The sequence below is a fragment of the Streptomyces sp. URMC 126 genome (assembly GCF_051386555.1).
In the GTDB taxonomy this organism is placed as follows: domain Bacteria; phylum Actinomycetota; class Actinomycetes; order Streptomycetales; family Streptomycetaceae; genus Streptomyces.
The window spans coordinates 1-266 of sequence record NZ_JBPQTX010000927.1; the positions used below are offsets into that span (position 1 = coordinate 1).

The window sequence follows — 266 nt, forward strand, 5'->3', positions numbered from 1 at the left end:
GCGGAAGCGGGAGGCGGAGCGGCAGCAGGAGGCGGAGCGAAAGCGGGAGGCTGAGCGGGCGTGAGGGACGTGCTGCTGTCCGAGCTGCTGCCGGCCGGCGTCGTGTGCGCGGAGGCGTTCGAGGACACCGGCGAGGAGGAGCTCTTCCCCGAGGAACGGGCCCTCGTCGCCGCGGCGGCCACCGCGCTCGCCCCGGGCGCGTCGCCGGGATGCGGCAGGATCTGCCGCAGCAGCCCCAGCGGATGGCCCCGCCGGCGCCACTCGCG

1 pseudogene is annotated in these 266 nt (G+C 77.4%); it reads left to right on the plus strand.

Going from position 1 to position 266, the window contains the following annotated elements:
- Positions 1-60 precede the first annotated feature (60 nt).
- Positions 61-266: pseudogene (locus ACSNOK_RS34520) on the plus strand (hypothetical protein); the annotation flags it as partial.